This window comes from Paraburkholderia sp. RAU2J (genome assembly GCF_003634845.1).
Classification (GTDB): domain Bacteria; phylum Pseudomonadota; class Gammaproteobacteria; order Burkholderiales; family Burkholderiaceae; genus Paraburkholderia; species Paraburkholderia fynbosensis.
On the sequence record NZ_RBXG01000001.1, the window covers coordinates 1557239 to 1575626 of the forward strand.

17 protein-coding genes are annotated in these 18388 nt (G+C 64.0%); 4 read left to right on the plus strand and 13 right to left on the minus strand.

The window, feature by feature from the left end:
* Positions 1-242: 242 nt before the first annotated feature.
* The 3 genes from slmA to argB form a co-directional block, all read right to left on the minus strand.
* Complete coding sequence (gene slmA / locus B0G69_RS07205) at positions 243-950, minus strand: nucleoid occlusion factor SlmA (protein WP_121316267.1); 708 nt, start codon at positions 948-950, stop codon at positions 243-245.
* Positions 917-1720, minus strand: a complete 804-nt coding sequence (locus B0G69_RS07210) for a pyrimidine 5'-nucleotidase (protein WP_121316268.1) — start codon at positions 1718-1720, stop codon at positions 917-919. The genes slmA and B0G69_RS07210 overlap by 34 nt, the downstream gene beginning before the upstream one ends.
* Before the next feature lie 256 nt (positions 1721-1976).
* Positions 1977-2876 (minus strand): acetylglutamate kinase, encoded by a 900-nt coding sequence (argB, locus tag B0G69_RS07220; RefSeq protein ID WP_007179687.1) that lies wholly within the window; start codon positions 2874-2876, stop codon positions 1977-1979.
* 264 nt (positions 2877-3140) lie between these two features.
* Between argB and B0G69_RS07225 the strand changes: the two genes are divergently transcribed.
* Positions 3141-3365 (plus strand): cysteine-rich CWC family protein, encoded by a 225-nt coding sequence (locus B0G69_RS07225; RefSeq protein ID WP_121316270.1) that lies wholly within the window; start codon positions 3141-3143, stop codon positions 3363-3365.
* 53 nt (positions 3366-3418) lie between these two features.
* Here the strand turns inward: B0G69_RS07225 and B0G69_RS07230 are convergent, their stop codons facing one another.
* Positions 3419-5056 carry a hypothetical protein gene (locus B0G69_RS07230; protein ID WP_121316271.1) on the minus strand — a complete coding sequence of 546 codons (1638 nt, stop codon included), beginning with the start codon at positions 5054-5056 and terminating at the stop codon, positions 3419-3421.
* A 129-nt stretch (positions 5057-5185) separates the two neighbouring features.
* On the opposite strand from B0G69_RS07230, the gene B0G69_RS07235 reads away from it, so the two are divergent.
* Positions 5186-6499: an ATP-binding protein gene (locus B0G69_RS07235; protein ID WP_121316272.1), complete on the plus strand. Its 1314-nt coding sequence runs from the start codon at positions 5186-5188 to the stop codon at positions 6497-6499.
* A complete protein-coding gene (locus B0G69_RS07240; RefSeq protein ID WP_121316273.1) occupies positions 6496-7038 on the plus strand; it encodes a response regulator transcription factor in 543 nt (180 codons plus the stop codon). Before B0G69_RS07235 ends, B0G69_RS07240 begins: the two co-directional genes overlap by 4 nt.
* Before the next feature lie 141 nt (positions 7039-7179).
* On the opposite strand, the gene hslU is transcribed toward B0G69_RS07240, so the two are convergent.
* From hslU to B0G69_RS07285, 9 genes are all read right to left on the minus strand, one after another.
* The gene (hslU, locus tag B0G69_RS07245) at positions 7180-8526 is read right to left on the minus strand and encodes an ATP-dependent protease ATPase subunit HslU (RefSeq protein ID WP_121316274.1); all 1347 of its coding nucleotides are present in this window, start codon (positions 8524-8526) and stop codon (positions 7180-7182) included.
* 9 nt (positions 8527-8535) lie between these two features.
* Positions 8536-9072, minus strand: coding sequence for an ATP-dependent protease subunit HslV (gene hslV / locus B0G69_RS07250; RefSeq protein ID WP_006050517.1), 537 nt, complete (start codon positions 9070-9072; stop codon positions 8536-8538).
* Positions 9073-9524: 452 nt separating this feature from the next.
* Positions 9525-9944 carry an RNA polymerase-binding protein DksA gene (gene dksA, locus B0G69_RS07255; protein WP_012431412.1) on the minus strand — a complete coding sequence of 140 codons (420 nt, stop codon included), beginning with the start codon at positions 9942-9944 and terminating at the stop codon, positions 9525-9527.
* 647 nt (positions 9945-10591) lie between these two features.
* Positions 10592-11686 carry a GTP-binding protein gene (locus B0G69_RS07260; protein WP_121316275.1) on the minus strand — a complete coding sequence of 365 codons (1095 nt, stop codon included), beginning with the start codon at positions 11684-11686 and terminating at the stop codon, positions 10592-10594.
* Positions 11687-11886: 200 nt separating this feature from the next.
* Positions 11887-13089, minus strand: coding sequence for a class I SAM-dependent rRNA methyltransferase (locus tag B0G69_RS07265; RefSeq protein WP_121316276.1), 1203 nt, complete (start codon positions 13087-13089; stop codon positions 11887-11889).
* Positions 13090-13178: 89 nt separating this feature from the next.
* Positions 13179-14102: a tyrosine recombinase XerC gene (gene xerC, locus B0G69_RS07270; RefSeq protein WP_121316277.1), complete on the minus strand. Its 924-nt coding sequence runs from the start codon at positions 14100-14102 to the stop codon at positions 13179-13181.
* Between the two features lie 39 nt (positions 14103-14141).
* A complete protein-coding gene (locus B0G69_RS07275; RefSeq protein ID WP_121316278.1) occupies positions 14142-14864 on the minus strand; it encodes a DUF484 family protein in 723 nt (240 codons plus the stop codon).
* A 58-nt stretch (positions 14865-14922) separates the two neighbouring features.
* Entirely contained in the window at positions 14923-15798 is an 876-nt protein-coding gene (gene dapF / locus B0G69_RS07280; RefSeq protein ID WP_121316279.1) for a diaminopimelate epimerase, read from the minus strand.
* Positions 15799-15906: 108 nt separating this feature from the next.
* Positions 15907-16791 (minus strand): lipid A biosynthesis lauroyl acyltransferase, encoded by an 885-nt coding sequence (locus B0G69_RS07285; RefSeq protein WP_121316280.1) that lies wholly within the window; start codon positions 16789-16791, stop codon positions 15907-15909.
* A 280-nt stretch (positions 16792-17071) separates the two neighbouring features.
* On the opposite strand from B0G69_RS07285, the gene metK reads away from it, so the two are divergent.
* On the plus strand, positions 17072-18259 hold the full coding sequence (gene metK / locus B0G69_RS07290; protein ID WP_121316281.1) for a methionine adenosyltransferase: 1188 nt from the start codon (positions 17072-17074) through the stop codon (positions 18257-18259).
* Positions 18260-18388 lie beyond the last annotated feature (129 nt).

The following is an 18388-nucleotide window of genomic DNA, read 5'->3' on the forward strand; positions in this document are numbered from 1 at the left end:
GGAGGAACGACTGTGTGCGCGGCTGACGACCTCTTTAGCCGCATTTATAGTGAACCGCGGGAGTATTCCAGTGGTTCGCGCGCCCGCAATCGAGTCAGCAAATCGGCGCGTGATGAGTGTTCAGGGTGATCCGGATCGCGGTCCCGGATGCATCGAAGGGCCGCGTTCAGGCGCAAAGTATAGCGGAAAATTTCGTGCGACAGCGTCGCCGGCGCACCCTCGCGCGCTGCGTGCCGCGCGGATTACTGAAGGATCAGCAGCAATTGTGCGTCGGCGTGTTCGGCGGGCATCCGGGCGAAACCGCTGCGCACATAACGATGCCAGCGGCCGATGATGTAGCTCAACAGCAGGCTCGCACGGATCGCGGGATCGTAGCCGGCAGGCAGCGGGGCGGCAGTGTGTGCGGCGTCGTTCGTGCCTTCGCTGGCGTGCGCAATCGCTTCCGTCTGCGCCAGCCGCAAACACTGCTTCAGCGATGCCTCGACGCGCTCCAGCATCTGGTTGACGCGCTCGGTCAACCGTTCATGCTCGCCCACCAGCGCCTCGCACGTCAGCACGCGCGTCATGCCGGGGTTCTTCGCGGGGAAATTGAGCAGTATCAACGCGATGGCGCGTGCTTGCAGCACGCCGTTGCTTTCCTTGTCGGCGATCTGGTTGATGAGGCCAAAGAGCGTTTGCTCGATGAACTCGATCAAGCCTTCGAACATTTGCGCCTTGCTGGCGAAATGGCGGTACAGCGCGGCTTCGGACACACCGAGCCGGGCGGCAAGCGCCGCCGTAGTGATCTTTTCGCTTTTCGGCGCTTCCAGCATTGCGGCGAGCGTCTGCAGAATGTGCACGCGGCGCTCGCCCGGCTTCAGACGCTGCGCGCGCTGGGTGGCCGCTGCATTGGCCGGCGCAGTGGCTTCGTGTTCGGCTAAGGCTTCGTCAGGTTTGTCGATCGGCTGCATGGCTGTCGTCCCGGCTGCTGTCCCTTCCATCGAACCGAGCGGCTGCCCAGTCGTAGCGATTTTAACGAACGAATGCACCGGTCGACATAATGCGGCCGGCCGGTGCCCGGCAGACGCGTCGGCACGCCCTGCGCGTGCGGCTTGCGCGGCAGATGCCCGGTGATCCACACCGTGCGGATGCCGAGACGCCGATAGTTCTTCAGATGCGAGCGCGTGTCTTCGACGAGGATCGCATCCTTGAGCGAGACATGGGCGTCGTGCATGGCCTTGCGCAACATCGCGTGATCGGGCTTGGCGCGCCAGCGGCGGCGATCGCGCATGTGCTCGATGGCGATCACCTGCTCGAACAGACGTTCGATGCGCAATTCGGCCAGCACCGCGCGCGCATACGCTTCAGGCGCGTTGGTCAGCACGATCTTGCGGCCCGGCAACGCCGCGACGAGGCGCGCAATGCCGCGTTCGTGACGGATCATCGAGCCGAGATCGGGGAATGTGTGCACGACCTTCAGGAAGTCGATCGCGTCGAGCGGATGGTGGCGCGTCAGGCCAAGCAGCGCTGCGCCGTAGCGCTGCGTGTAGCCGGTGCGCAGACGGTTGGCTTCGTCGATGTCCACCTGCAGCGCGTCGATGATGTACTGCGTCATGCCGTGGTTGATCGCCGGGAAGATGGCGTGCGAGGCGTGGTGCAGCGTGTTGTCGAGATCGAACAGCCAGACCGGCTTGCCGCCTGCGATATGCGGACGACGGCGGCGGGAAGTGGGGGTGCGCATGGTGGAGAACGCCGTTCAGGCGCGGACGGGCGCTGCTCGCGGCGAACGTGGAGCGTTCGCGATGCGGGTGGCGCGAGAGAAGGAGAGTGCTGGCTGGTGTGCCACGAGCGCGCTTCGAGAGTGGTTGCGCGCGCCGGACACCGCGCATTGGCCGGGCAGTGTGCCCGGCTTCGCAGCGTAACCGCACGGCACACATGACGCGCCGTTGCGGCGCGCCGTGTGTGCCGGGATTGATGCAGGAGTCAATGCGCAGGCATCAATGCGAGCGGATCATCGTGCCGAACGGCTGTTCGGTGAGAATCTCCAGCAGCACCGAGTGTTCGATGCGGCCGTCGATGATGTGCACCGAGCGCACGCCGCTCTTCGCCGCGTCCAGCGCCGAAGAGATTTTCGGCAGCATGCCGCCGGAGATCGTGCCGTCCGCGAACAGGCCGTCGATTTCGCGAGCCGACAGATCGGTTAGCAGATTGCCTTCCTTGTCCATCACGCCCGGGATGTTGGTCATCATCACGAGCTTTTCGGCGTTCAGCACGACCGCCAGCTTGCCGGCGACCAAGTCGGCGTTGATGTTGTACGACAGGCCGTCTTCGCCGAAGCCGATCGGCGAGATCACCGGAATGAACGCGTCGTCCTGCAGCGCCTTCACGACCGCCGGATTGATCGCCTCGACTTCGCCCACCTGGCCGATGTCGACGTACTGGCCCGGGTTGTCGCGATCCGGCATCAGCATCTTGCGGGCGTGGATCAGGCCGCCGTCCTTGCCGGTCAGGCCGACCGCGTGGCCGCCGAAATGATTGATCAGCGTGACGATGTCCTGCTGCACTTCGCCGCCGAGCACCCATTCGACGACTTCCATCGTCTCTTCGTCGGTGACGCGCATGCCCTGAATGAACGTGCCCTGTTTGCCGATTTTCTTCAGCGCCTGGTCGATTTGCGGACCGCCGCCGTGAACGATCACCGGATTGATGCCGACCAGCTTCAGCAGGATCACGTCGCGCGCGAAGCCCTGCTTCAGACGCTCCTCGGTCATGGCGTTGCCGCCGTATTTGATGACCACGGTCTTACCGTGATACTGGCGGATGTAGGGCAGCGCCTCGGCCAGGATTTCAGCCTTCAGGGTGGGCGCGATCTGCGAAAGGTCGGGAAGCTCGGACATGGCGGCAGGCTCAGGCACGGAACAGTTAAAACAGGGCGAATTGTACAGGACTGGCGCGCTGCAACAGGGTTTTCGATAGCTGCGCGGGCCGCGGGCGGCGTGGGCTTTGCGCACTGCGCAACGGCAGGCCGCAGGCTTCGCTCGACCATCAAGCTTAACGCGCTCACGTGACGTTCGTGAATTGGCCGAATGGACGACTCACGCGGGTTCGCCAGTCGTGGCATCATCTCCTGATCGATGCCTCGGCGCACGTCCCAGCCCGTCATGAAACCGTCCGCTTCCCGTTCAACCAACAGCCCGCGCTGTCCGCGCTGCGGTAATGCGTTCGATTGCGGTAGGCATGCGCAGCCGTTCGAGTGCTGGTGCCGCGAGATGCCGTCGTTACCGGCGGACAGGCTCGATCCGGCGCGCCCGTGTCTGTGTCCCGAATGTCTGGCCGGGGAGATTGCGCAAGCGGCTCATGCGGGACCGGGTGCCGGCCCGGCCTGAGCTGGCTGTAGCCCGCGGCGAGGCCGACGCCCCGTTGGCGAAACGCCGCAGAGCTAGGCCGCGCAATGTTGGGCAGCCAACGTGCGCAGGTCGCGGGAGACCGCTTCCAGCGGCGGCTCCCATTCGCCGAACCGCGGCTGCCGGTACAGCGTCGCGCTCGGATACCACGGGCTGTCGTTGCGTCCGAGCAGCCAGACCCAGTGCGGATTGACGTCGAGCAGCACCCACGTGCGCTGGCCGAGCGCGCCGCTCAGATGCGCGACGGACGTGCACACCGTGATGACCAGATCGAGTTCGCTGACGAACGCGGCGGTGTCGTCGAAAGTCGCGAATTCGGCGGTGTGGTCGGTCATCGGCAGACCGGCCGCTCGCGCGGCGGTCACGTCGGCGTCCGCGCCCGGTTGCAGCGAGTAGAACGCCACGTCCTGCATGCCGCCGAAATGGGCCGCGTAGCGTTCCCATCCGACACGCCGGAACGGATTGCGCTGATGGCCAAGGCTGCCGGTCCACGCGAGTCCGACCTTGAGCCGCGATTCCCCTGCGAGCCGCTTGCGCCACGAGTCGCGCGCCGACGCTTGCGCAAACAGATACGGCGACGCAGCCGGAATCGTTTCCTCGCGCGTCTCGAAGATCAATGGCAGGCTGAGCAGCGGAATTTCATAGTCGAACGGCGGTAGCGTTTCGACGCCTCCGCCGGCGGAGTATTCGTCCACATGGCTGCCGAGGCAGCGCGCAAGCAACGCGCCCATGTGCGGAAACGAATTCCACGACAATCGGCCGCCCTCGCGATGAACACGCTCGGCCAGCATCGGGATATAGCGGCTGAATTGCAGGAGGTCGCCCATGCCCTGTTCGCCCCACACCAGCAGAGTCTTGCCCGCGAGCGGTTCGCCACGCCAGGCGGGTGCCGGCATCTGCGGACGGCCACCGCGGAGCTCCTGCGAACCGTCCCAACGCGCCTCGTGCGACAGCCAGCCGTTCGCGTACTCGCCGCGCACGAGTTGCAGCATCCCGAGACCGGCGCGCATCGTGGCGTCATGCGGCGCCAGCGTGCAGGCCGTTGTCACGGCGTGTTCGGCTTCGCTCCAGCGTTGCGCTTCGCGTAGCGCCAGCGCATAGTTGTTATGCGACAGCGGGCTGTGCGGCGCGCATTGCACGGCGCGTGCGCCCGCTTCCAGCGCATGCGGCAGATCCATGCTCAAGCGATACGTGTTGGTGAGATTGATCCAGCCGTCGCCATTGGCGGGTTCGTCGCGAACCGCGCTTTCCAGCAACGCCCGTTGTTCGTCCAGGTCCCCGCCGCTGAGTATCAGCGCGGCGGCGAGATTGTTGCGCAATTGTGGCAAGGTCGGTTCGATGGCGAGCGCGCGGCGGTACGGAGCGACGGCTTCGCGATGCAGATTGGCGATCTGCAGCGCGTAGCCGAGACGAAAGTGCGTAAGAGCGCGATGCGGATCGAGTTGAGCAATAATGGCGGCGAGCTCGATCGCGTCGCGCTGACGATGCTGTTCGGAGAAGCTTGCGATGAGTGCGGCGAGCGAAGCGTCGTCGAGTGGATGCAACTGCGCCGCCGCCTCGAAACAGGCAGCCTCCGTTGCCGCGCTACCGCTTTCCCTCGCTGCGGCGGCATCGCGCAAATAATTCAGGAAAGCTGATGAGGCGTCGGCTTCGCGGTTGGAGGTAGGCGGCATGGAACGGTTGCGCGGCGCGGGCGCCGATGACGAAAGACCGGACCATGCGACGCTGTCGCAAAAGCAATATGTTACCGGCGGCACCGCTGCAAAGTAAGTCGGAGTATTCCGAACGGGTAGACTAAAGTGATGCACCGTATAACCAACACCGGCCGGGTCAATCTTGGTCATCTGTTCTGGCTGCGCAGCCTCGCCATCATCGGTCAGCTCATGACGATCGCATTCGTGCAGATCTTCATCGGCGTGAACCTGCCGCTGCCCGCGATGCTGCTCGTGATCGCGCTCGAAGTGCTGTTCAACGCGCTCACGTGGTGGCGCGTGTCGCAGCAACGGCCCGAGTCGAACATGGAATTGTTCGGCCAGATCTGGGTCGATCTCGGCGCGTTGTCCGCGTTGCTGTTTCTCTCCGGCGGCACCACGAATCCATTCGTTTCGCTCTACCTGCCGTCGCTCGCGATCGCCGCCGCAGTGTTGCCGTGGCAACTGATGGCATGGCTCGCGGCGTTCGCCGTGACCTGCTACGCGGTGCTCGGTTTCGATTCCGTGCCCCTCAATCTCGACAACCCCGCGAACCTCTTCGACTACTACCGCGCCGGCATGTGGGTCAACTTCATGGTCAGCGTCGGGCTGATTGCATGGTTCGTCGCGCGTATGTCGCGAGCTCTGCGGCTACGTGACGCAGCGCTCGGAGAAGCGCAGCAGCGCTTGCTTCAGGACGAACGCGCGGTCGCGCTCGGCGTGCAGGCCGCCACCGTCGCTCACGAAATCGGTACGCCTCTGTCTACAATCGCGATGTTGTCCGAAGAATTGCGCGACGCGGCACGCAGCGACAAAGAGCTCGCACCGTACAGTGCCGATCTCGAACTGCTCGAACAGCAGATGACGCTATGCACGTCGGCGCTGGCCCGCTTGCGCAGCCGCGCGTCGACGACGACCAATCGACAGCCGGTCGGCGCGTGGCTCGAATCGTTTGCCGAGCAGTGGCGCCTGCGTCATCCGCATGTGAAGTTCGAACGGATCGGCGCACCGCCCGCGGATGTCAGTCTCGACGACACGGTGGCCGTCAGCCAGATCCTCACGATCCTGCTCGACAACGCCGCGCGCGCGAGCCGCGATCACGTGACGCTGTCGTGCGCGCTCGATCCACGCGGCGAGAAAGTCGTCTTCGAAGTCTGCGACGCGGGCCCCGGGATTCCGGCCGCACTGCGCGGCTCGCTTGGCGCGATGCCGGTGGACAGCACACAGGGCGGTCACGGTGTCGGCCTTTATCTGGCCTTCTCGGCGGCGTCGCGTCTGAAGGCTTCGATCGAGCTGACCGACGTCAGCGCGATCAAGCCGCGCGGCACGCGCGCGGTGCTGAAAATTCCGCTCGCCGGCGGGCGCAAATTTTCTGGCGCGGGCCGTCAAGGCGCCACGCCATCCAACACGGAGAAACAGGCATGAGCGAAAAGAATTTTCTGGTGATCGACGACGACGAGGTGTTCTCCGGCATCCTCGCTCGCGGTCTGACGCGGCGCGGTTACACGGTTAGCGAAGCGCACAACGCGGACGAGGCGATCAAGCTGGCGAACCAGCAGAAGTTCAGCCAGATCACGGTGGATCTGCATCTCGGCAACGACTCGGGCCTGACGCTCGTCGCGCCGTTGCGCGATCTGCAGCCCGACGCGCGCATGTTGGTGCTGACCGGCTATGCGAGCATCGCCACCGCGGTGCAGGCGGTGAAAGACGGCGCGGACAACTACCTCGCGAAGCCCGCCAACGTCGAGACGATCTTATCGGCGCTGCAAACCGAAGCGAGCGCGCTGCAAGCGGAAGAGGCGATCGAACATCCCACGCCGTTGTCGGTGGCGCGTCTGGAGTGGGAGCATATTCAGCGCGTGCTGGCCGAACACGGCGGCAATATTTCGGCCACGGCGCGGGCCTTGAACATGCATCGTCGAACGTTGCAGCGCAAGCTGGCGAAGCGGCCGGTCAAACAGTAAGTCGTTCTGCTTCGACGTAAGCAATGTGACAAAAGAAAACGGGCTGCCTTCGATTAAGGCAGCCCGTTTTTTTGTGCGTCAGATTTGATCTGCGTCAGGCAATGTGAATAACCTGACGCAGCATGTGCATCGACACGGATATCACAGCACGTAACGCGACAGATCTTCGTCTTCCGCCACTTCGTTCAGCGCGCGATCGACATATGCCGCGTCGATCTGCACGGCCCTGCCCGAGTGGTTGCCCGCCGAGAACGACACCTCTTCGAGCAGTTTTTCGATGACCGTGTAAAGACGCCGCGCGCCGATGTTCTCGGTCTTCTCGTTGACCGAGTAAGCGATCTCGGCCAAGCGCCGAATCGCGTCGTCGGCGAATTCGAGATGCACGTCTTCAGTGGCGAGCAGTGCCTGATACTGCTTGACGAGGCTCGCATCGGTCGACACGAGGATCGATTCGAAGTCGTTCACCGACAGCGAGTCGAGTTCGACGCGAATCGGAAAGCGGCCTTGCAGTTCGGGAATCAGATCGCTCGGCCTGGCCAGATGAAACGCGCCGCTCGCGATGAACAGAATGTGATCGGTCTTCACCATCCCGTACTTGGTGTTGATCGTGGTGCCTTCGACGAGCGGCAGCAGATCGCGCTGCACACCTTGGCGGGACACTTCGCCGCCGCCTGCTTCGCTGCGCGACGCGATCTTGTCGATCTCGTCGAGGAACACGATGCCGTTCTGCTCGACGTTCTGCACCGCCTTGGTTTTCACCTCTTCGTCGTTGAGCATCTTGCCGGCTTCTTCGTCGGTGAGCACCTTCAGCGCTTCCTTCACCTTCATCTTGCGGCGCGCCTTCTTGCCGCCGCCGATGTTCGCGAACATCGAACGGATCTGCTCGGTCATGTCTTCCATGCCCGGCGGCCCCATGATGTCCATGCCCGCTTGCGGCTGTTCGACGTCGAGTTCGATTTCCTTGTCGTCGAGCAGGCCTTCACGCAGACGCTTGCGGAACGTTTGACGCGTGCTGCTGCTTTCGTCGGCGGTGTCGGCGGCGCTCGAACTCGCACCGAAACCGACCGGGCGTGCGCTCGGCAGCAGGATGTCGAGAATGCGGTCTTCAGCCTGGTCGCCGGCCTTGGTCCGCACTTTGCGCATTTCCGTTTCGCGAGTCTGCTTGACCGAAATCTCGATCAGATCGCGCACGATGCTGTCGACGTCGCGGCCCACATAACCGACTTCGGTGAACTTGGTGGCTTCGATCTTGATGAACGGCGCATCCGCGAGCTTCGCCAGACGCCGCGCGATTTCGGTCTTGCCGACGCCGGTCGGTCCGATCATCAGAATGTTCTTCGGCGTGATTTCCTGGCGCAGCGGGTCTTCGACCTGCTGACGGCGCCAGCGGTTGCGCAGCGCGACGGCCACGGCTTTTTTCGCGCGGCCTTGGCCGATGATGTGTTTGTCGAGTTCGGAGACGATCTCGGCAGGGGTCATTGTGCTCATCGTGGGTCCTTACTCGATCGTCTCGATAACGCGGTTGTGGTTCGTGTAGATGCACATGTCGCCGGCAATCTCCAGCGACTTCTCCACGATTTCGCGGGGCGACAGCTCGGTGTTGTCGGCGAGCGCTTTCGCGGCGGCCTGCGCGTAAGCGCCGCCCGAGCCGATCGCGCAGATGCCGCCTTCCGGATCGAGCACGTCGCCGTTGCCGGTGATGACGAGGGTGGTGGTCGCGTCGGCGGCGATCAACATCGCTTCCAGACGACGCAGCATGCGGTCGGTGCGCCAGTCTTTCGCGAGTTCAACGGCGGCGCGCGTGAGGTTGCCCTGATGTTTTTCCAGCTTCGCTTCGAAGCGGTCGAGCAGCGAGAAGGCGTCGGCCGTGCCGCCGGCGAAGCCGACCAGCACCTTGCCGTTATAGATGCGCCGGACCTTCTTCGCACCGCCTTTCATGACGATGTTGCCCAGCGTTACCTGGCCGTCGCCGCCGAGCGCGACCTTGTCGCCGCGGCGCACGGAGACGATCGTCGTGCCGTGAAATTGCTCCATATGCGTTCCTCTTTGCAAAACGGGTAGGACGCGGCAGCGCGACGCGCTACCGCATGAATCCTGAAAACGGACGGCGCACGACGCTGTAATTCGACTGGTCGGCGCGCGCTCGTGCAGCGCATGTCCGATTTATTTTAGGGCGTGCGCGGTCATATCAAGAGCTGCCGAATGGCATAAGACAAAAAACCGGGGATTGGGTGCGTGCGCGGCAATGGTGCAGCGGCGGGCGGCGCGAAGGGGCCAGCCTCGCCGCGAGGCGCCTCATGCGACGAAAAACGACGACCGTCGGATGTCGAACCGCATCGCCGAAACCGAACAGCGGCGGGCATGAAACCGCTTCACAGTGCGGCGCACGACTGCGTCGCACAAAAGAAAAAAGGCGCACGTTTCACCGTGCGCCTCTCGACGAAGCAGCGTGTCAGGGCGCGGAGCCGAAGCCGCGCCACAGGCTTTCAGTCGCCGAACAGCTTCTGGCGCAGTTCGCGGCGTTCCTGCGCTTCGAGCGACAGGGTTGCCGTGGGCCGCGCGAGCAGACGCGGAATGCCGATCGGCTCACCGGTTTCCTCGCACCAGCCGTAGTCGCCGGAATCGATGCGCGCGATCGATTGCTGCACCTTCTTCAGCAGCTTGCGTTCGCGGTCGCGCGTGCGCAGTTCGAGCGCATGCTCTTCCTCGATCGTTGCACGGTCGGCCGGGTCCGGCACGATTACGGTTTCGCGCAGGTTCTCGGTCGTCTGGCCGGCATTGCGGAGAATGTCCGCCTGCAGCTGTTCGAGCTTGTTCTTGAAGAAGGCGAGCTGATCCTCATTCATGTAATCCTTGTCGCTCATCTTCAGGATTTCGGCTTCGGTCAAGAGTCGTTTCGTCGTCATCTGGCTTACTTCTTCAATGTGAGGCAAAACTCTTACATAGTGCCCGCACTTTCGTATTGCCCGCAAAGGCGCCTCGAGGACGCGGAAGCGCGAAGGCGGGCACGAACGGTGGACTGTCGTGACGCCGAAGCGCCTGGCGCCCACACGCCGGGCGTCGCAACGCCAATGCGGGGCCGAACTCCTCTGGAAACCGATTCTCAAATGCTCCTGAGGTATTGCTTGCCGGCAGCGCACCTTGTCAGGCAGTGCCAGCCGGCATGGTCGGCGTCGTTCCCGGTCAAGTTTTTCCGGCGCCGCTTCAGGCCCTGCGCGACCTACGCGCTGACCGGGCAATTCGTTGTCATTCTCCAGTGGGGACGTATTGTAACTGAATCACAATCCGGTACCGCAACTAGCGAAAATCTCCTTACAGCGCACCAATATCCCGAAAATATAACGCGCGCACGACCAAAAAGCGATGGTCGTGCACGTATTAATACAGCAGGGTTTTCACGCGCTTTTCATTCGCGTGACTTGTTCGGGGCCTTGCAACCGGACGTCACGCGCATTCGGCAGATGATTAACGCCGCGCATACGGCCACATATGTGGCGAGCGCGGCAGCGCGGCGTGTGCCGCGCCGCTGCCGCAGCACGGCAAGCGCCCGCGCTTAGGCGAGACAGGCGTCCAGGCCGTCGGTGATCAGGTCTTGCGGCAGTTCGATGCCGATGAACACCATCTTGTTGGTCTTCTTCTCGACCGGCTGCCATTTTGCGGCCAGATCGCTGCCCATCATCTGATGCACGCCCTGGAATACGACCTTGCGATCGACGCCCTTCATGTACAGCACGCCCTTGTAGCGCAGCAGGCGCTCGCCATAAATCTGCAGAATGCCGCCGAGGAAATCTTCGAGCTTGTTCGGATCGAACGGCCGATCGTTGCGGTACACGAACGACTTGATCTTGTCGTCGTGATGCGCATGGTGATGGTGCGCGTGATCGTGGCCTTCGTGGTCGCAATGGCCGTGGTCGTGATCGCAGTTTTCGTGATCGTGGTCGGCGTGCGTATGGCCGTGCTCGTCATGCGCGTGAGCGTGGCTGTGGGCGTGCTCGTCTTCGGCGAGGAAGTCCGGGTCGATTTCCAGCTTCGAATTCAGGTTGAAGCCGCGCAGATCGAAAATTTCCTTGATGTCCGCTTCGCCGAAATTGACGACCTTGATCGCCGCCTTCGGGTTCATGTGCAGCAGACGGTGGCGCAGATCGCTCACGTGCTTTTCGTCGACCAGATCGGCCTTGGTGATGAACAGGCGGTCGGCGAAACCGACTTGACGCTGCACCACTTCGTGTTCGTCCAGTTGATGGTTCGCGTGCTTCGCGTCCACCAGCGTGATGATCGCGTCGAGCAGGAATTCGCTGGCGATCTGGTCGTCCATGAAGAACGTCTGCGCGACCGGGCCTGGATTCGCGAGACCGGTGGTTTCGATCACGACGCGGTCGAAGTCCACTTCGCCCGCCTGTTTCTTCGCCGCCAGATCGCCCAGCACGCGCGACAGGTCGCCGCGAATCGTGCAGCAGATGCAGCCGTTGCTCATCTGGATGATCTGCTCGCTGGTGTCCTGCACGAGGATTTCGTTGTCGATGTTCTCTTCGCCGAACTCGTTTTCGATGACGGCGATCTTCATGCCGTGTTTTTCGTTCAGGATGCGCTTGAGCAGGGTGGTTTTGCCGCTGCCGAGAAAGCCGGTCAGGATGGTGACTGGGAGCATGTTGGTCGCCTGTAGTTCGTGAAACGGTGCGTGATCGAAAGCGTAGCCGGGCGCGGCGGCCGGATGGCGCGCAGCCCTGTGTAGCCGGTTATTGAACCATATCTGTCAAGCCCGCGCTGACGGTCGGGGTTCCCGCCCGCCGGCGCCAGCGCCGCCCGAGCGCTAAACGAGCCTGAAAAATAAGCTCAAATTATGGGCGATCAGGCGATTTGCAACAGCAGACCCTTCAGGTATTCGCCTTCCGGGAACGCCGTGAGCAACGGATGATCCACGCCCGCGCCGAGGCGCTTGAGAATGCGCGCATCGACGCGCGCGTCGGCGGCCGCGCTGGAGACGATCTTCTGGAACAGTTCGGAGTCGATCGCGCCCGAGCACGAGTAGGTGCACAGCAAACCGCCCGGGCGCAGCAGCTTCAGGCCGGTCAGGTTGATGTCCTTGTAAGCGCGCGACGCGCGGTCCACGTGTTCGCGCGACGGCGCGAATTTCGGCGGGTCGAGCACGATCAGGTCGAAGCGCTCGCCCTCGTCGTACAGACGGCGCAGCGTCCTGAACGCGTCGGCGTCGAGCCAGGTGGCGCGTTCGGCGTCGAAGCCGTTGGCCGTTACGTTCTGCTGGGCGAGCGCCAGAGCTTCGCCCGACGAGTCGATCGACACCACCCGCTTCGCGCCACCCTTCAACGCCGCCAGCGAGAAGCCGCCGGTGTAGCAGAAGCAGTTCAGCACGTCGCGATCCTGCGCGAGCTGCTGCACCAGCAGGCGGTTGTCGCGCTGATCGACGTAAAAGCCGGTTTTGTGGCCGTTGCGCACGTCGACGTGATAGCGCACGCCGTTTTCGCTCGAAATCAACGCATCCGATGGCGCCTCGCCCGCCAGCACGCCGGTGATCTGTTCGAGTCCTTCCTTCTGGCGAATCGACACGTCCGAACGTTCGTAGACATTCGGGCAGCCGGTCGCGCCGACCAGCACCGCGACGATTGCTTCCTTCCACGCCTCGACGCCCGCCGCCATGAACTGGCAAACCAACTGACTCCGCTGGCCTGCGTCCGCGGCGACGTAATGATCGACGATCAAGCCGGGCAGGCCGTCCGCTTCGCCGAAAATCAGCCGTACCGCGCCGGTGTCGTGCACCATCGTCTGACGATGCGCGAGCGCGCGCTGCACGCGGCGTTTGAAAAACGCGTGATCGATCGGCTCGGTTTCGTCGAAGCTCCACACGCGCGCGCGGATCTGCGAATGCGGACTGTAGGCGGCGCGCGCGAGAAAGCGGCCGTCGTGCGCGCGCACCAGCACGGTTGCCCCGGGCGCGGGATTGCCATCGACGCGGTCGATCGCGTTGGCATAGACCCACGGATGGCGGCGCAGCAGCGATTTTTCTTTCGACGGTTTGAGCGTAACGGTATTCATCAGGGTGTCAGCAGAGCAATGGCCGCGTGGCAACGCGCACGCAGCGAGTGAAGCGAAAGCGCAGGAGACTACAAGCCGAATAAGCGGCGTCAGTCGCGTTTTTTGGCGCGCGGATGCGCCTGGTCGTAGACGTGGGCGAGGTGCTGGAAATCGAGCGCGGTGTAGACCTGCGTAGCGGTGATGCTGGCATGGCCGAGCAGTTCCTGCACGGCGCGCAGATCGCCGCTCGACTGCAGCACGTGCGTGGCGAACGAATGCCGCAGCACGTGCGGATGTACGTTGGCGGGGATGCCCGCGACCAGCGCCGCGCGCTTCACGCGCTCACGCACGACATTCGGCGACAGGCGGTTGCCGCGCGCCGACAGAAACAGCGGATGCGGATCGTGCTTGACCATCTGGCCGCGCACCGCGAGCCATGCGTTCAGCGCGGCGAGCGCCTTGCTGCCGACCGGCACGACGCGGCGCCGGTTGCCCTTGCCGAGCACTTCGACTTCGGCGGAGTCCAGCTTGAGCCAACCGGCGGAACGGTAGCCGTCGGCATCGGCGAAACGGGCGTCGAGGCCGACCAGTTCAGCGAGACGCAGACCGGACGAGTAAAACAGTTCGAGCATCGCGTGATCGCGCAACCCTTCGGGCGATGCGATGGGCGGCGTTTCCATCAGGCGCGTGGCGTCGTCGACGGACAGGGCCTTGGGCAGCGTCCTCGCCTGCTTCGGCGCGCGCACGGTGGCGACAGGATTGGCCGGCAGCTCGACGCGGCCGGCGAGCCAGCGATAAAACGCGCGCCACGCCGACAGCCGGTGGCTGATCGAGCGCGCCGTCAGGCCGCCCGCATGCGCGCGCACTACGGCGCCGCGAATGTCGACGGCGCTCAGGCTTTCGAGCGGCCGACCTTTGGCCAGCAGCCTGAGTTCTTCGAGTTCGTGGGTATAGCCGCGCAGCGTATGCGCCGACAGCCGCCGCTCATGTTCGAGGTTCGACAGGTACGCGGCGATCGGGTCGGCGGCGGTCACGGTAGCGGGCTCGGGCGCGTGCGTGCGGGCGGGCGCAGGTCAGCGCGGCAGCAGACGGCTCAGCGCGGCGCTCGCCAGCGCGCCGATCTGCGTCAGGAAATCGGTGGCCATGCCGTCGTGGAAGCGGCGCGCATCGGCCGAGCCCATCACCAGCAGACCGAAGGTGGGCGCCTCTTCGTTGGCCTCCGGGTCGCGCAGCGCGAGCAACGCAATCGATTCAGTGACGTGCGCCGACTCGGACGTGGCACTGCCGCACGCGCTCTCGTCCGCCACCGCGCCGACCGCCGGAGTTAGCCACTGCGCGGCTTCGAAGCCGGTGTTCGCGCCGCAGTACGGCGTCGTGAGACTGCCCGCGAAAATGCGCACTTCCTCGCCGACGTGGCGCGCGAAGTCGGCCTGAGCGTAAGGCTCGGCCACGTCCCACACGCGCAGCGCGGCCTGCGGCACGTCGAAAATCTCGCGCAAGCCGGTGGCGATCGTGCGCGGCAGCGCGTACGGATCGCGCTCCGCTATCACGCGGATGGTCCAGCGGTTGAATTTCGACGCGATGCTGTCGTTCTCGTGGCCGTAACGCAGCAGTTCGGCGAGGCGCCGTTCGAGATGCTTGTTCTTGTCGCGCAGCATTTCCATCTGCCGTTCCTGCAGCGACACCGCGGCTTTGCCGTGCGGGTTCGCAAGCCGGATGGTCGCGAGCATTTCCGCGTGTTCGGCGAAGAATTCGGGGTTGGCGAGCAGGTATTCGGCGACTTCGCGATCGTTCATGGTTTCGGCTAAAGGACTACGGGACGACGCCCCAAGGGCGGCGCATCGGTCAATGAGTTTAAGCGGCCAACGAGTCGGCCAGTTCGATCTCGCCTTCGAAAACGGTGGCGGCGGGGCCCGCCATCAGCAGCGGTTCGCCTTCGCGGGTGCTGTCCCACGTGATCGTCAGCTTGCCGCCGTGCGTGTGGACCAGCACCGGTGCGTCCAGCAGCCCGCGCCGGATGCCCGCCGCAACCGCCGCGCAGGCGCCCGTGCCGCACGCGAGCGTTTCGCCCGCGCCGCGTTCATACACGCGCAGCCTGATCTCGCTGCGGCCGACGATCTGCATGAAGCCCGCATTCACCCGCTGCGGGAAGCGCGCATGGCGTTCGATCACCGGGCCTTCGACCAGCACCGGGAACGCTTCGACATCGTCGACCACCTGCACGGCGTGCGGATTGCCCATCGACACCACTGAAATCCAGCGCGTCGTGCCGTTCACGTCGAGCGGCCAGAGCGTGTCCGTGCCTTCGCGGCGCCCTTCGAGGCCCTTGGTGGCGAACGGCACGCGTGCCGGGTCGAACACCGGCGCGCCCATGTCGACCAGCACTTCACCGTTGTCCTGCACGGTCAGCGTAATGATGCCCTTCTGCACTTGCACGCGCACGCTGCGCCGATCGGTCAGGCCGCGGTCGCGCACGAACTTGACGAAGCAGCGCGCGCCATTGCCGCAGTGCTCGACCTCGCCGCCGTCGCAATTGAAGATGCGATATCGGAAATCGACGCCATCCACGGTGGGCTTTTCGACCAGCAGCAATTGATCGGCGCCGACGCCGAAGTGCCGGTCCGCGAGCGCGCGCACCTGCGCCGGGCTCAGGTTGACCGGTCGGGTGAAGCCGTCGAGCACGACGAAGTCATTGCCCGCGCCGTGCATCTTGGTGAATTTCAGTTTCATCGCGCTATTGTAAGTGACGCGCCGGCAGGTGAGCCGAACGCCGCGTTATTTCCGCGTTCGGGCGGCTTGTCCGGCTGGCTGCGCCGGCGTCGTTCAGGTCGAACCGGGTCAGTACACGCTCGGGACGCCCGGCGGCCGGGTCTTGAAGCGCTTGTGCACCCAGTAATACTGCTCGGGCAGCAGCGGAATCTGCTCTTCGAGGAAGGCGTTCATGCGCCGCGCGTCCAAGTCGTCGTCGCCGGTGGGATAGTTGTCCCAGGGCTTGAATACCTTGAGGCGGTAACCCTTGTAGTTCGGCAGCACTTCGCCGATGAACGGCACGACCTGCGCGCGGCCGACCTTCGCGAGACGCCCCACCGCGGTCAGCGTGCAGGTCGGCACGCCGAAGAACGGCACGAAGGTGGAATTGCGCGCGCCGTAGTCCATGTCGGCGCCGAGCATCACCGGCTTGCGTTCGCGCAGCCAGCGCAGCACGATGCGCGCGCTGTCGGCGCGGCTCGCCATGTCCGCGCCGAAACGCGCGCGCGCCGCTTTGGCGACCTCTTCGAGTTCCGGGTTCGACATCGGCTGATACAGCGAGCCGCATTGACGCTTGAGCGAGTAGTTCAGGAAGATCGACCCGGCCTCGATGCCGACGAAGTGAAAGCCGAGAAACAGCGTAGGCGGCAGGTTCGGGTCCGTCAGATCGATCGCGCTGTCGAGCTGGATCAACTTTTCGAGTTTCTTCGCCGAGCCGAACCACTGCACGCTGCGTTCGATGTAGCTGCGGATCGCGTGGCGGAAGTGTTTCTGCGCGACATCTTCGCGGCGCTCGTCGCTCCACTCGGGAAAGCACAGCGTCAGATTGGTGTGCAAGATGCGCTTGCGGCGGCTCGGAATCTGATAGAGCAGCCAGCCGAGCCCGTCGCCGAAACGGGCGACGAGGCCATAGGGCAGCAGTGCAAAAAGTTTCAACAGCCCGATCGCGAGCTTCGCGCCATAGCGGCTCAGCATGCCGCCTCCAGGAAAGAAGAGGCGCTGCGCACGACGGATTTCAGGAAAGCGGAGAAATTGACGTAATACCGCACTCGTGGACACTCTGTGACAATCAAAGGAAGTCGCTATAATAAGGGCTTCGCCGAGTTAATAGACAACTTGCGGGGCGAAGCTGGCGGGTGCGATCCATGTGATATGCGCCGGCCGGTCAAAGTAATCCGCTAAAGCGTCGCCGCTTCAGACTCCCGAAGCTGGCTACGTGAAACTCAACCGTAACCACCAAACAGGAGTCTGCAACGTGGCAAACGACTATCTCTTCACTTCCGAATCCGTCTCCGAAGGCCATCCCGACAAAGTCGCGGATCAAATCTCGGACGCGATTCTCGATGCGATCCTGGCGCAGGACAAATACTCGCGTGTCGCAGCAGAAACGCTGTGCAACACGGGCCTGGTCGTGCTGGCCGGTGAAATCACGACCACGGCGAACGTCGATTACATCCAGATCGCGCGCAATACCATCAAGCGCATCGGCTACGACAACACCGATTACGGCATCGACTACCGCGGCTGCGCCGTGCTCGTCGCGTACGACAAGCAATCGCCAGACATCGCCCAGGGCGTGGACCGCGCGCACGACAACAACCTCGATCAAGGCGCCGGCGACCAGGGCCTGATGTTCGGTTACGCGTGTGAAGAAACGCCGGAGCTGATGCCGCTGCCGATCCATTTGTCGCACCGTCTGGTCGAACGTCAGGCGAATCTGCGCCGCGACGGCCGTCTGCCGTGGCTGCGCCCGGATGCGAAGTCGCAGGTCACCGTGCGTTATGTCGACGGCAAGCCGCATTCGATCGACACCGTCGTGCTGTCCACGCAGCACTCGCCGGACATCGATCTGGACACGCTGCGCGAAGCCGTGATCGAAGAAGTCATCAAGCCGACGCTGCCCGCCGAACTCATCAAGGGCGACATCAAGTTCCTGGTGAACCCGACCGGCCGTTTCGTGATTGGCGGTCCGCAAGGCGATTGCGGCCTGACGGGCCGCAAGATCATCGTCGATACGTACGGCGGTGCGGCGCCCCACGGTGGCGGTGCGTTCTCGGGCAAGGACCCGTCGAAGGTCGATCGCTCGGCGGCCTATGCAGGCCGTTATGTCGCGAAGAACATCGTGGCCGCCGGCCTCGCGTCGCGCTGCCTGATTCAAGTGTCGTACGCGATCGGCGTTGCGCAGCCGACTTCGGTGATGGTCAACACGTTCGGCACGGGCCGCGTGTCGGATGCGACGATCACGCGTCTGGTGCAGGAGCATTTCGACCTGCGTCCGAAGGGCATTATCCAGATGCTCGACCTGCTGCGCCCGATCTATGAGAAGAGCGCGGCCTATGGTCACTTCGGCCGCGAAGAGCCGGAATTCACGTGGGAATCCACGGACAAGGCGCTCGCGCTGGCGGAAGCCGCCGGCACCGAACCGGTTGCCGCGCTCGCCTAATCAGCACGCGCTGCCCGCTTCAAACAAAAACCCCGCCGGCGTGAGCCGGGCGGGGTTTTTTTATCGCCTATTGCGTAGTGCGTCGCTGCTTCGTCGCGCGGTTACTCCGCGTCATGGGAAACCGCCACG

What these genes read in the sequence shown, in the direction of transcription:
- dksA (WP_012431412.1), bottom strand. Translation starts at nt 9,944, where the DNA reads ATGACGACGAAACGACTCTTGACCGAAGCCGAAATCCTGAAGATGAGC.
- argB (WP_007179687.1), bottom strand. Translation starts at nt 2,876, where the DNA reads ATGTCCGAGCTTCCCGACCTTTCGCAGATCGCGCCCACCCTGAAGGCT.
- dapF (WP_121316279.1), bottom strand. Translation starts at nt 15,798, where the DNA reads ATGAAACTGAAATTCACCAAGATGCACGGCGCGGGCAATGACTTCGTC.
- B0G69_RS07230 (WP_121316271.1), bottom strand. Translation starts at nt 5,056, where the DNA reads ATGCCGCCTACCTCCAACCGCGAAGCCGACGCCTCATCAGCTTTCCTG.
- B0G69_RS07235 (WP_121316272.1), top strand. Translation starts at nt 5,186, where the DNA reads ATGCACCGTATAACCAACACCGGCCGGGTCAATCTTGGTCATCTGTTC.
- B0G69_RS07275 (WP_121316278.1), bottom strand. Translation starts at nt 14,864, where the DNA reads ATGAACGATCGCGAAGTCGCCGAATACCTGCTCGCCAACCCCGAATTC.
- B0G69_RS07210 (WP_121316268.1), bottom strand. Translation starts at nt 1,720, where the DNA reads ATGCGCACCCCCACTTCCCGCCGCCGTCGTCCGCATATCGCAGGCGGC.
- B0G69_RS07225 (WP_121316270.1), top strand. Translation starts at nt 3,141, where the DNA reads ATGAAACCGTCCGCTTCCCGTTCAACCAACAGCCCGCGCTGTCCGCGC.
- B0G69_RS07260 (WP_121316275.1), bottom strand. Translation starts at nt 11,686, where the DNA reads ATGCTCCCAGTCACCATCCTGACCGGCTTTCTCGGCAGCGGCAAAACC.
- B0G69_RS07285 (WP_121316280.1), bottom strand. Translation starts at nt 16,791, where the DNA reads ATGCTGAGCCGCTATGGCGCGAAGCTCGCGATCGGGCTGTTGAAACTT.
- B0G69_RS07240 (WP_121316273.1), top strand. Translation starts at nt 6,496, where the DNA reads ATGAGCGAAAAGAATTTTCTGGTGATCGACGACGACGAGGTGTTCTCC.
- B0G69_RS07265 (WP_121316276.1), bottom strand. Translation starts at nt 13,089, where the DNA reads ATGAATACCGTTACGCTCAAACCGTCGAAAGAAAAATCGCTGCTGCGC.
- hslU (WP_121316274.1), bottom strand. Translation starts at nt 8,526, where the DNA reads ATGAGCACAATGACCCCTGCCGAGATCGTCTCCGAACTCGACAAACAC.
- slmA (WP_121316267.1), bottom strand. Translation starts at nt 950, where the DNA reads ATGCAGCCGATCGACAAACCTGACGAAGCCTTAGCCGAACACGAAGCC.
- hslV (WP_006050517.1), bottom strand. Translation starts at nt 9,072, where the DNA reads ATGGAGCAATTTCACGGCACGACGATCGTCTCCGTGCGCCGCGGCGAC.